The sequence below is a fragment of the Exiguobacterium sp. E17S genome (assembly GCF_057772545.1).
The window spans coordinates 354431-367449 of the sequence record NZ_JBYLRU010000001.1 but is presented as its reverse complement, the minus strand read 5'-3'; the positions used below and the strand labels follow the sequence as shown (position 1 = coordinate 367449).

Here is a 13019-nt window from a genome sequence, read left to right as displayed (position 1 = left end):
CCGTTCATTAAAAAAAGTGGCGGTCGCCCGCCACTCCACTTATTTCGCGTATTCGACTGCTCGTGTTTCCCGAATGACCGTGACCTTGATGTGTCCCGGATAATCGAGTTCTTCTTCGATTTTTTTCCGGATGTCACTCGCCATCTTGTGAGCCAGTACATCATCGACGACATCAGGTCGAACGATGATACGGACTTCACGACCCGCTTGGATCGCAAATGATTTTTCGACACCGTCGAACGATTCCGAGATTTCCTCGAGGCGTTCGAGACGGCGGATATAACTTTCGAGTGTCTCTTGACGTGCACCTGGACGAGCAGCAGATAATGCATCCGCAGCTGCAACCAAGACGGAAATGACAGATGTCGCTTCCGTATCCCCGTGGTGGGATGCGATCGCGTTGATGACGGTTGGATGCTCTTTGTACTTCGTACCGAGCTCGACACCAATCTCAACGTGACTGCCTTCGACTTCGTGGTCGATCGCTTTCCCGATATCATGCAGAAGACCCGCACGCTTCGCAAGCGTGACATCTTCTCCAAGTTCAGCTGCCATCATACCTGCAAGGTGGGCAACCTCAAGTGAGTGATACAGGACGTTCTGTCCGTAACTCGTACGGTACTTCAAGCGACCGAGAATTTTGACAAGGTCCGGATGAATGCCGTGGATCCCGACATCATACGTCGCTTCTTCCCCGATTTCTCGAATCCGCTCGTCGACTTCACGACGGGATTTGTCGACCATCTCTTCAATACGGGCCGGGTGAATCCGACCATCCTGAACCAATTTCTCGAGCGCCATTTTAGCGACTTCGCGACGAATTGGGTCAAAACCAGACAAAATGACGGCTTCCGGCGTATCATCGATAATCAAGTCGATCCCAGTCAAGGTCTCGAGCGTACGGATGTTGCGGCCTTCCCGTCCGATGATCCGACCTTTCATCTCATCGTTCGGTAAGTTGACGACCGATACAGTCGTCTCTGCGATATGTTCAGCGGCGAACCGTTGAATCGCAAGTGACAAGATGTTACGTGCTTTCTTGTCGGCTTCTTCTTTTGCTTTTTGTTCGATTTCTTTTTGAAGAATGGCTGCGTCATGTAAAGCAGCCTGTTTCGTCTCATCCATGATGATCGTTCTTGCCTCGTCTTGCGATAAATTCGCGACGCGGACAAGCTCTTGACGTCCCTGTTCATACAGGTCCTCTACTTTGCGCTCTAGTTCTTCAGCTTGATGCTTCCGTTTCGCGATCTCTGCATCACGTGTATTGATTTGATCTTCCTTACGGTCGATAGCGTCAACACGGCGATCGAGTGTCTCTTCTTTCTGGAGCAACCGGGCTTCTTGTTTCGCTAGCTCTTGGCGACGTTCACGCAATTCTTTTTCCACTTCGTTACGAAGTTTGAATGCTTCATCTTTCGCTTCGAGTACTGCTTCTTTTTTCGTTGCCTCAGCTGATTCACGCGCACGTTCGACGATTTTGTTCGCTTCCGTTTCTGCGCCTTGAATTTTCGCTTCTGCAATCGATTTCCGCAAGAAGTAGCCTACGATGAATGCGATCAGCAAAGTGAGGAGAAGTATGACAATCCAAGTCAGTGTACTCATGGGTTCACCTCCCCTTTGCAAGGTGTTTCTTAGTTCATTTCGGTATTTCATCGAAGCTGTCTAAAAAACGTACATCTATATTGTAAGGATAGCACTCGTTCATTGTCAACGAACGGACGGGAAAGAATTCCACTGTTTTCCTCTTTTACACTAAAAAAGAGAGGATTCGCATGCGAATCCTCTCTGAAACGGTTTATTCAGCAAATAGATCTTCTGGTTGTTCTGCTTCGAAATCAACCGGCTCTTCGCGATCGACGAGACCGTGGTGTTCACGAATCAAACGTTCGACCTCTGCTGCGACTTCCGGATGCTCGACCATGTATTGCTTCGCGTTCTCACGTCCTTGACCGAGACGTTCTGAGTTGTACGAGTACCATGCACCACTCTTTTGAACGATATCGAGGTCTGTTCCGATGTCGATCAACTCACCGACCTTCGAAATCCCTTGACCGTACATGATATCAACTTCTGCTTGTTTGAACGGAGGTGCGATCTTGTTTTTGACGACCTTAATCTTCGTTTTGTTACCGACGACGTCCGTACCGTTTTTCAACGCTTCCGCACGACGCACTTCTAAACGAACAGACGAGTAGAATTTGAGTGCGCGACCACCTGGAGTTGTTTCCGGGTTACCGAACATGACACCGATTTTTTCACGGATTTGGTTGATGAAGATGACGATCGTCTTCGATTTATTCGTTGCACCAGACAACTTACGAAGCGCTTGGCTCATCAAACGTGCTTGAAGACCAACGTGTGAGTCACCCATCTCACCCTCGATCTCTGCTTTTGGTACGAGTGCCGCAACAGAGTCGACGACAAGAATATCGACCGCACCAGAACGAACGAGTGCTTCCGCGATTTCAAGTGCCTGTTCCCCAGTATCCGGTTGTGACAAGAGGAGTTCATCGATGTTGACACCAAGTTTGTTTGCATATGCTGGATCAAGCGCGTGCTCCGCATCGATGAATGCTGCTTGTCCGCCTTGTTTTTGAACTTCTGCGATTGCATGAAGCGCAACCGTTGTTTTACCTGACGATTCAGGTCCGTATACTTCGATGACCCGTCCACGTGGGTATCCACCTGCACCTAGGGCAATATCTAATGTAATCGATCCAGAAGAGATTACTGATACCTTCTGATCCGCATTTTCTCCGAGTTTCATGATAGAACCTTTACCGAACTGTTTCTCTATCTGGCGTAACGCCATCTCAAGTGCTGCTTTACGATCACTCACGTAGCAGGCCTCCTTTTAATTATCTTACTGAGATTATTGTACTTCTTTTGAGACCGAATGACAAGCATTTTACGAACATTTATTCGCATACTTACACTTTGATCATTTTTCTCACTCTGGTGCTTTTTCGAGATGTTTCAGTAGAAGGAAATAGGTATCCTTGACGGCGCGCAGTCGAATCATACCTCTGTCGAACGATGGATATTGCCATTCGACGATCCGTGTTCCATGTGCGTCCGCAACAGCACAATAGACCGTTCCGACCGCTTTTCCGCTGTTGCTCGTCGGACCTGCTTCCCCCGTCAAGGCGACGGCGATATCGGATTGATACAGTTCCCGTGCCCCTTCAGCCATCGCGATCGCGACCTCTTTACTGACAGCAGTATGCTCTTGTAATAAATCCTCTGGTACCGATAACACGGCTTGTTTCGCTGCATCATCATAAACGACGGCGCTCCCGCGCAACACTTGACTCGCACCGCTGACATCAACGAGACCACTCGCGACGGCTCCTCCCGTCAGTGATTCGGCGAGCGAAAGTGTCAATCCTGCTTCGTGATACCGTTTTAGGACGACTTCCGGCAGACTCGTCTCCCCATATCCATAAAAGTACATGCCGACTTCAGCAAGGACGTGTTGTTCGAGTTCATCGAGCATACGATCAGCTTCCTGTTGATCGAGTGCTTTAGCCGTCAGGCGCAACCGGACTTCAGCAAGCTCCGCATACGGTGCAACCGATGGATTGGTCGCTTCCTTGATCAACGTTTCTAGACGGTCGTTTAAAGCCGATTCCCCGATTCCGAAGAATCGTAACGTCCGAGAACGAATCGTTTCTTGACCGAATAGATGGCTAAAGTGATCCTTGAGGATTTGCTTCATCTCGCGCGGCACACCGGGTAAGACGATATATTGGTGATGCTCCGTCTGGACCGACATACCCGGTGCAAGCCCGGCATCGTTACGTAAAACCGTCGCACCATCGATGACGAGAGCTTGTTTTCGTTCGTTGATCGTCATCTCCCGTTGACGTGTCTTTAAAAACCCTTCTATTCGCTCGTACGCCGCTTGATCAAGGACGAGATCACGTCCGAGGAGATCAGCGAGCACCTCTTTCGTCAAATCGTCTTCCGTTGGTCCAAGACCTCCTGTGATGACAAGGAGATCCGCCCGCTGTTGTGCCTGGCGGAATGTTTCTTGCATCCGTTCGCGATTGTCACCGACGACTGTATGATAATGAACGTCAATTCCGGCACTCGCTAACCATTCGGAAAGGTACTGTGCATTCGTGTTCGCGATTTCCCCAAGGAGAAGTTCGCTTCCGACTGCGATGATTTCTGCTTTCATGTTGATTCCTCACCTTCTTGAAGTATAAGAAAAGACTGTTCGGTATGACGAACAGTCTAAATTGATCCATCTTACATGGATTTCGTAATTAACTTAATGTTTTTCGAGAAATATTCGACGCCTGAATAGATCGTCAAGATCAAAGCAAGCCACATCGTAATATCTGCGAACGGAATGTTCCACATCGCAAAGATGATATCGTGCAACAAATATGCCGTGATCGATGTCAGCTGAACCCATGTCTTGGCTTTGCCAGAGTTTCCGGCAGCAAGGACGATCCCTTCGTCAGATGCGACGAGACGAAGACCCGTGACTGCGAACTCTCGACAGAGAATGATGACGACGATCCATGCTGCGACGAATCCAAGTTCCACCAAGTAGACGAGAGCAGCTGCAACTAACATCTTGTCGGCAAGTGGATCCATGAATTTTCCAAAGTTCGTCACTAATTTTTGTTTGCGAGCGATATAACCATCGAGCCAGTCCGTCAGTGAAGCAACAAGGAAGATGATAGCTGCAACGAAGTGTGAGACAGGAAGCTCGGCTCCCAGTACATCCCACTGTCCCCAGTTCGGATCAATCGCAAGTACGATGACGAACACGGGAATTAATAAAACGCGTAATACTGTCAATTGATTCGGTAAGTTCATGTAACGCCCTCCTCCTTCATTTCGTATGTAAATGACATGCCATCTAAAAGAAGGCACGCCGAATTACGGCGTGGCTACTTTCTTTAGATAGATGTTTTGGACGAGAAGCGAACGGTTCAGTTTCAGTTCTTGGTCATTGACGACGATTTTATCAATCCCTTTAATCGAACCGATCCGGATGCGGATCAAGTCCGTCTTCGCGTCCTTCACGACGATCGGATTCGGATCCGATGCGTTGATGTGGTCTGGCGCGAGTGCTTCTCCTTCAAGTGATGTATCACGTACACCAACGAATGGCGACGGAGAGGCATCTTTCTTGATTTGAATCGAGACACTCATCGTATCTTTCGTTGCGACTTCATACGTGACATCTTGACCAGATGTCGACTTCGCAGCAAGTGCCTCTTTTTTAGGTTCTTCTTTTGTTTCTTTCTGCTTCGCCGGTTCTTCCTTCGGCTCTTCTTCCGTCTTCGCAGGCGCATCCGTCTCTTTACTTGGCGCGTCCCCTTGATCGATCGTGACATCATTTTGCTTCGGTGCGGACGTCTTCGCCTCTTCGTTACCGTCAAGGAACGTCTGCAGACCATAATACAAGGCAGCACCGATTGCAAAGATTAGAACGATGATGATGATGTTCGGAATCCAACGCTTCGCAACGCTCTTCTTCGGAGCACTTGATTTCGAATACGTCGCGCGTCGTGACAGTTCGACGACCGGTTGTGCTTCCGGTTCCGGAAGATCACGTTTATAGGTCGTAAATACTTCATCGACGTCAAGACCGAGTGCTTCCGCATATGTCTTGATGAAGGCCCGGGCGTAAAAAGCACCCGGCAATTGATCATAATTTCCTTCTTCGATCGCGACGATGTAACGCTTTTGAATCTTCGTCGTCGTTTGAATTTGTTCGAGAGAGACACCAAGTGCCTCCCGTTGTTCTTTTAAGTAGGTTCCGAGCTCGTCATCGGTAACACACCTTCCATTTTTCATACTTATTCAAAGTTGAACCAATCATTTCCCCCATGGGAACGAGGCAGTTCAGTCACAATGATTTCTTCAGTCGTGTTGCGTAATTCAATGATGTAATCAAAATCATCCCACGTATACTCACTGGATTTGACGAACGCATCCGGATGTTCGACGATCTTCGTCGCCGGTAGACGCATGACTTCACGCAGGATTTGCCAGTGTCGCTCATCGAAATTACGTTGTGACACTAACGCATCGATGATGTAGACGTAATCACCCGTCCGCTCATCATCGAACAACGATGTTCGAACCGTCTGTTTAATCAACGTCGACGATAGGAACAGCCATTTCTTATTCGCACTGACACTCGCTGCGACAATCGATTCCGTCTTACCGACGCGTGGCATGCCGCGGACACCAATCAACAAGTGCCCATCCTGTTTACATAGCTCTGCCATGAAATCGACGAGAATCCCTAAGTCTTCCCGGACGAAACGGAACGTCTTTCGTTCATCACTGCTTTGATCGATATAGCGCCCGTGACGAATCGCGATTCGGTCACGTAGTTTTGGTTTTCGTAGTTTGATGACCTCTATGGTTGACATCGTCTTGAGAATAGCGGCGAGTCGTGGAATTTGATCCGGTTGTTTCGTTTGGAGCAACATACCGCGTCGTTGATGATCGACACCATTGATCGTCACGATCGAAATATGTAACATTCCCATCAACGAAGCAATGTCCCCGAGTATACCGGGACGGTTGACCTTTAATTCATATTCGAGATACCATTGCTCGAACTCACTCACGCGCCCATCCTCCTCTATCAATACGATTATCCATTCCTCATGTTAAATGATTTTTTGAAAAATGAAAAGCATTCCTGAACTGAAATTCCATCACCTACATCCACGCGCCATCTATTTTAAGGATGGCTCCGGACACATAACTTGATTCAGGTTGCACTAAATAACGGATGGCAGAAGCCACTTCTTCTACTTTCCCGAATCGACCGGCTGGGATTTCAGCGATCGCTTGTTCCTTTTCATCTTCCGAGAAAATCGCGTTCATCGGCGTATCGATCCACCCCGGCGTGATCGCGTTGATGCGTCCGTGCATCGGTCCAAGTTCCTTGCTGTATGCCTTGACGAATCCGAGCTGTGCCGCCTTGCACGTCGAATAGACGACCTCACCCGCGACACCTTGTTCCCCTAATACACTACTGATGACGACGATCGCAAGCTTCGACGTGAACGGTTTCGTCCGTGTCACGGTTTGGCTGATGCGCATCAACGCCTCGACATGGATTTTCCAAAGTTCGTGCATTGATGTTGCTGATTGATCGAGCAACAGACCGCTATAACTCGTTCCGGCACAATGGACGAAGGCATCGACGACAGGTAATGCCGCACAGAATGCCTGCAAGTCCTCCTCGTCTGCTAAGTTCGCAGTCAGGATGTGGTGCTCGCCTTGCCACTCCTCTATCATCCGTTCTAAAACCGCTTGCTGTCGATACGTCTGAAGCACCAATTCATGTCCGGCGGCAGCGAGTTGTTTTGCTGCCGCAAGACCAATGGCGCCACTCGCACCGGTGATGAGGATTCGCATCACGCGTACGGTTTGACGATTGAGATCGCCCGGTTTTCAATGGCGAACAACTCGTCGAAGCGGGCTTCAATCTCTTCTTTCGTAATCGAAGCAATCAATGTCGGAAGCGTGAACAGGTTCGTACCGGCAAGTGCGTGACGCGAGAACTGATTCGCGATGAATTCCGGTGAATTCAAGGCACGGAGGAACTTCCCTTGCATCATGTTCCGCTTGCGTGTGACTTCGTCTTCCGTAAAGTCAGGACGTGTTTGCAGGAGCGTCTCATACGCTTGGATGAATTTGTCTGGATCTTCTGTCTCCATTCCAAACGTCGCAAAGGCGAACTCTTCCTCACTCGAGTAATCAAAGCTGAACGTATCGTCAATCAGACCGTCTTCATACAGTTCCAAATACGTCGATGATGTCTGGTCGAACAAGAGATGTAACAGCAGTTCACTCGTTAACTCACGGCGGACTTGTGCCTCACCGCGAAGCGATTCGTCCTTGTAACCGATCAATACCTTAGGTGTCTTAACGTCGAGCTCGAGTTCAAAGCGTGGACGATGTACGCCATGCGGCTCTTGACCGTAATCTCGTTCGATTGCCGGGCGATCCGTATAGTCCTTCTTCGCCTGGTTCGCCTTGATCAATGCCAGTGTCTCTTCCGGGTCGATGTTTCCGACGACGAACAACACCATGTTCGATGGATGATAGAACGTACGGTAGCACGTGTACAAATCATCGGCTGTGATTTGATTGATCGATTCCGGTGTTCCCGCGATATCGATCCGGACTGGATGCGATGCATACATCGATTCGATCAGACCGAAGAACAGACGCCATCCCGGATTATCTTGGTACATCTGGATTTCTTGCGTGATGATCCCCTTCTCTTTTTCAACACTCTCCGGCGTGAAGTAGGGATCTTGTACGAAATCGATCAACGTCTCGAGGTTTTGTTCAATCAGCGACGTCGCTGAGAACAAATACGCTGTCCGCGAGAACGAGGTAAAGGCGTTCGCTGAGGCACCGAGACGACCGAACTCTTGGAAGACGTCCCCTTTTTCGGATTCGAACATCTTATGCTCGAGGAAATGGGCGATGCCGTCCGGTACCGTGATCCATTCCTCCCCTTTTTTAAAGCGTTGATCAATCGAACCATAACGTGTCGTAAACGTCGCGTACGTCTTTTCGTACCCTTTTTTTGCAACAAATAGACGGAGAGCCCGTTATCGAGTTGCTCGTGATATACCGTTTCGTCTGTATCGTGATAGGTTAGTTGTTCCATCATGCTTCACCTCGCAATAGATATACGGCATCAAGATCGATTGCCGCTGCTAATCGAACGACGTCTTCACGTGTCGCCGTTTCAATGATATGAATCTCATCCTCCAGTGTCAGTCCACGCATCTTCGAACCATTCAACCAACCAATCAATTGACCTGGCTGATCAAGTATTTGACGGCGCGCATTGATCAACATCGCCTTCGTCTGTGTCAATTCTTCATCCGTGAACTGTCCTGCTTTCAAATCAACGAGTTGCTCCAAGATGATCTTCTCGGCACGTTCCGCTTCTTTCGTGTCGACCCCAGCGTAGACATAGAGTGCACTGTTCAATGCCGCATACCGTGAGGCCGCATAATAGGCGAGACTCTCTTTTTCACGGACATTCATGAACAGTTTTGAATGCGGGAAGCCACCGAACAGACCATTGACGATTTGCATCCGAATCGAGTCAGCAGATGTCGGATCGACCGCTACCCGGTAACCAAGATGCAATTTACCTTGCTTGATCGGTTGCGTTTCACTCGACCGTTTCACGCCATTGACTGCTTTTTGGGCCGGAATGTAATGACTGATTTTATCAGAATGCGATGGCAAGAATGATAGAGCGTCTTCCATCTCCTCCTTCGTTACATGTCCGACGACGAAGACATCAATCCGGTCGTCTTCAATCATCGAACGGTATGTATCACGCAAGGATGACGGGGTGATCTGTTCGAGTTCTTCGAGTGTTCCAAGGGATGGCAACGCGACGGCTTCACCTGGTGCCATCAATTCGAGAAGACGTTGCTGTGCGTAGCGCATTTTATCGTCATATAGTGAACTGATCCGTAAGGCATGAAGTCGTTTTTCTTGTTTGACGAACTGTTCGCGGAAGCCACCTTCCGTCAAATCTGGATAAAGCACCATTTGCTCGAGCAATTCGAGTGCTTCTTTTAACAACGACGGATGATGAACGAGTTCTCCCCGGACAACATCGAGTTGGAACGAGATGACGTGCTCTTCTCCGAACTTCGACGCGTCCGCATAAAGTCCCGCATCATATAATGTTTCAAGTGGTTCACGTAATGCTTTCATCGACGGATAAGCGGCTGTCGATTTTTCCATGATGTATGGTAGGATTGCACGGCTTGTCAGCGTCTTCGCTTCTAACGGTGCTGAAAATGTGACGAGAATCGTCGTCGTCTTGAATTTATCGGTCGGAACGAGATGGTAGCTCGTTCCTTCCTTTTTCCATGTACTAAATGACTGACTCATTGCTCTCCATCCTTTCGTTTGAATACATGCGCACTGCGGACATATTCAATATCTGCTTTTTGTTTGACGGCATTCTCGTAACGAGCTGCTGTAAAGAAGAAGTCACTAAGTCGGTTGATGAATGGTAACAAATGAGCCGCTTGAGGGACATCGATCATCGAACGTTCAACACGACGACAGACTGTCCGTGCCACGTGTAATGTTGCAGCTGCTTCCGTTCCACCGGGCAAGATGAACTTATCGAGCGGCGGCGATAACTCCGTTAACGTGTCGATCCAACTTTCTAAATCAACCGTCGCTTCTTGACTCAAGCGTGACGGACGCGGTTCGACATACATTAAGTCACTACCACAATCGAACAAGGCGTGCTGAATCACTGTCAGTTGTTCCCGCACCTCGATTGATGATGCTTTCGTCCGGGCAAGTCCGACGAAACTGTTCAATTCGTCGAGTTCTCCCATCAAGCTGATCAAACGATCATTTTTTTTGACTCTCCCACCAACGAGAGATGTTTCTCCTTCGTCACCAGACTTCGTGTAAATTTTCATTTTTCATTCACTCCTATAGCGAAAGGAAGCGACTCATAATGTTCGCTTCCCTTGTTTTTTCGGTAATCGGATCCGGAAGGTCGCTCCCTCTCCCAAGCGGCTGTCGACTTCGACTTCACCACCATGAGCTCGGACGACATTCGCCACGATCGCAAGACCGATTCCTGTACCCGTCTTGCCACGTGTCCGCGCTTTATCCGCTTTATAAAAACGGTCAAAGACGAACGGTAGATCTTCTTCTGGAATTCCATCACCCGAATCAATGACGGATAATGTAATGTTTTCCCTATCTTCGTCAATCTTAATCTTGATTTCACCGTTCTCCGTATAACGCAGGGCGTTACCGAGGAGGTTCGTCAAGACTTGCTCCATCTGATCAGGGTCTGCTTCAAACGCGATGTTCGGACCAGAAACCGAGAACGTGACCTGTTTATCGCGTCCCATCTGTTTGAACTTCTTGATCACCCGCTTCGCAAAAGGGATTGCTTCGACGGATTCAATCCGTAACTCCTGATATCCCGCTTCCATTCGCGCAAGATCAAGAAGATCGTTAACAAGTCTCGACAGTCGCTGGGACTCGTCGTAAATGATCGAAGCGAACTCCTTCGTCGCCTCATCACTTTCGGTCATGCCGTCGACAATCGCTTCTGAGTACCCTTGCAACATGACGAGTGGTGTCCGCAGTTCATGACTGACGTTCGCAACGAAATCAGCACGCATCTTCTCGAGTTGCTGCGCTTCCGTCATATCACGCAAGACGGCGACCGCTCCGATCTGTTCTTCTTGTTCGAGTAACGGACTGACGATGATGATGTAGAAGCGTCCCTCTCGTTCAAAGGAGACCGTCATCTCCGTCTCTTCACGCATGACCGTCTGGAATAACTCAATTAGTTCATCCGGTACGGGAGAACCCGCCAAAAAGGCTTCAGCCGGTGGATTCGTTGCGAGGAGCTCACCTGATTTTGAGAATGTCAGCACACCGTCTGCCATACAGCGCAGAATCGAGGAGAGTAAATGCCGCTCCTTGTCGAGATCGGTGACGTATTGATTGAGTTGACTACTCATTTCATTGAACGCAAGCGCTAAGTCACCGATCTCATCCCGTGAACGTTGCGTCAGGCTCTGATCAAACTTTCCTTCACCGGCCTCAACGACAGCTTGGCGAATCGTTCGCAGTGGCGCCGTGATTCGTGTCGAGAGGAAGAAGGCAAAGACGGTCGTTCCGATGATCGCTAACAGGACACAGAGTTGAATGATTTGACGTGCACCCTCATTCGCCTGTTCGATGTTCGTCAATTGCTCGATCAAGTAGATCGTTCCGTTGCCACTATCCGTAATGAGCGGTGCCCGATACGCGAGTGCTGCTTTTCCATCGAAGGTCTCATAGTTGCCGATCGCTGTCTCGCCTTCTTCACCATCAATTGCTTTCCAGTTCTGACGTTCGAGTTCCTTGATGATCCGGTTCGCCTTCGCTTGTGAGATATTCGCTTCGACGGAATCATCCTGCGTCTTTGCGATCAGTGTCGCCCCGTAGATATCCGTGATTTCAACAGCAGTACTCGACCCTTCCTCGATGCCGGAGTGCGCCTGAAAGACGGTCTCGACTTGTTGACCGAGCTTTGCTAGGTGCCCCCGTTCCTGTTCGATATGGAACGAGTTGAAAAATTCAAGTAACAAGATCGTCAAGGCGATCAAGACGACCGAAACGAGTAACAGAATCGTTCCCCATAGTTTGATGACAACGCTTTGCAACCATTTCATCGTCAGGTCGGACTATTCTCGAACTTGTATCCGACACCCCAGACCGTCGTGATCATTTGAGCGGCGTTCGGAGACAAACGATTCAGCTTTTCACGCAGACGTTTGACGTGTGTATCGACTGTCCGCAGATCTCCGAAAAATTCATAGTTCCAGACTTCCTTGAGTAATTGTTCTCGCGAGAATACCTTATCCGTTTGTTTTGCTAAGAAATACAGGAGTTCGTATTCTTTTGGTGTTAAATTGACTTCTTGCGACTCGACCGTCACGCGGTGCGCATCATTGTCGATCGTCAAGTGTGGGAAGACGATGACATCTTTTGTTTTCGCATCCGTGTGGAGGAATTTCGTCGCACTTGCCCGGCGAAGGATCGCTTTGACACGCAAGACGACTTCGCGTGGACTGAATGGTTTGACGATATAATCATCTGCCCCCATCTCAAACCCATGGACGCGGTTCGTCTCTTCGCCTTTTGCCGTCAACATGACGATCGGCGTCGCTTTCGTTTTCCGCAGTTCTTCACAGACTTGCATCCCGTCCATCTTCGGCATCATCAAGTCGAGGAGAATGACATCGTATTCTGTCTCAAGCGCCATTTCAAGCGCCGTCTCTCCATTGTCTGCTTCCTCGATCGTGAAATTTTCCCGCTCCAGATACATCTTCAACAGGCGACGAATCCGTTCTTCATCGTCGACGACTAAAATACGTGCTTCTTCTGACATGCTGTCTCCTCCTATGAACTAAACTCTACTCCTCTATCCTACTACTCTTTTAGTATACTATGAAACG

General features: G+C 49.0%; 11 protein-coding genes and 1 pseudogene. All 12 read right to left on the bottom strand.

Going from position 1 to position 13019, the window contains the following annotated elements:
• Nucleotides 1-39 precede the first annotated feature (39 nt).
• Nucleotides 40-1602, bottom strand: coding sequence for a ribonuclease Y (gene rny / locus AC3B4V_RS01895; RefSeq protein ID WP_023467703.1), 1563 nt, complete (start codon nucleotides 1600-1602; stop codon nucleotides 40-42).
• A 193-nt stretch (nucleotides 1603-1795) separates the two neighbouring features.
• Nucleotides 1796-2839 (bottom strand): recombinase RecA, encoded by a 1044-nt coding sequence (gene recA, locus AC3B4V_RS01890; protein WP_195865458.1) that lies wholly within the window; start codon nucleotides 2837-2839, stop codon nucleotides 1796-1798.
• A 111-nt stretch (nucleotides 2840-2950) separates the two neighbouring features.
• Nucleotides 2951-4183, bottom strand: coding sequence for a competence/damage-inducible protein A (locus tag AC3B4V_RS01885; RefSeq protein ID WP_488377602.1), 1233 nt, complete (start codon nucleotides 4181-4183; stop codon nucleotides 2951-2953).
• Nucleotides 4184-4254: 71 nt separating this feature from the next.
• Nucleotides 4255-4833: a CDP-diacylglycerol--glycerol-3-phosphate 3-phosphatidyltransferase gene (pgsA, locus tag AC3B4V_RS01880; protein ID WP_023467700.1), complete on the bottom strand. Its 579-nt coding sequence runs from the start codon at nucleotides 4831-4833 to the stop codon at nucleotides 4255-4257.
• Between the two features lie 63 nt (nucleotides 4834-4896).
• Nucleotides 4897-5820 (bottom strand): helix-turn-helix domain-containing protein, encoded by a 924-nt coding sequence (locus AC3B4V_RS01875; protein ID WP_488377601.1) that lies wholly within the window; start codon nucleotides 5818-5820, stop codon nucleotides 4897-4899.
• Nucleotides 5821-5822: 2 nt separating this feature from the next.
• A complete protein-coding gene (locus tag AC3B4V_RS01870; RefSeq protein WP_023467698.1) occupies nucleotides 5823-6605 on the bottom strand; it encodes a DUF3388 domain-containing protein in 783 nt (260 codons plus the stop codon).
• A 94-nt stretch (nucleotides 6606-6699) separates the two neighbouring features.
• Nucleotides 6700-7404 (bottom strand): elongation factor P 5-aminopentanone reductase, encoded by a 705-nt coding sequence (gene ymfI, locus AC3B4V_RS01865; protein WP_215084644.1) that lies wholly within the window; start codon nucleotides 7402-7404, stop codon nucleotides 6700-6702.
• Nucleotides 7404-8671 (bottom strand): annotated as a pseudogene (gene yfmH / locus AC3B4V_RS01860) (EF-P 5-aminopentanol modification-associated protein YfmH). Before yfmH ends, ymfI begins: the two are co-directional and overlap by 1 nt.
• The gene (yfmF, locus tag AC3B4V_RS01855; RefSeq protein WP_488377600.1) at nucleotides 8671-9924 is read right to left on the bottom strand and encodes an EF-P 5-aminopentanol modification-associated protein YfmF; all 1254 of its coding nucleotides are present in this window, start codon (nucleotides 9922-9924) and stop codon (nucleotides 8671-8673) included. The pseudogene yfmH and the gene yfmF overlap by 1 nt, the downstream one beginning before the upstream one ends.
• Nucleotides 9921-10472: a cob(I)yrinic acid a,c-diamide adenosyltransferase gene (locus AC3B4V_RS01850; RefSeq protein ID WP_029341191.1), complete on the bottom strand. Its 552-nt coding sequence runs from the start codon at nucleotides 10470-10472 to the stop codon at nucleotides 9921-9923. The genes yfmF and AC3B4V_RS01850 overlap by 4 nt, the downstream gene beginning before the upstream one ends.
• Before the next feature lie 33 nt (nucleotides 10473-10505).
• Nucleotides 10506-12233, bottom strand: coding sequence for an ATP-binding protein (locus AC3B4V_RS01845; RefSeq protein WP_023467693.1), 1728 nt, complete (start codon nucleotides 12231-12233; stop codon nucleotides 10506-10508).
• 2 nt (nucleotides 12234-12235) lie between these two features.
• On the bottom strand, nucleotides 12236-12952 hold the full coding sequence (locus AC3B4V_RS01840; protein ID WP_023467692.1) for a response regulator transcription factor: 717 nt from the start codon (nucleotides 12950-12952) through the stop codon (nucleotides 12236-12238).
• Nucleotides 12953-13019: the final 67 nt, after the last annotated feature.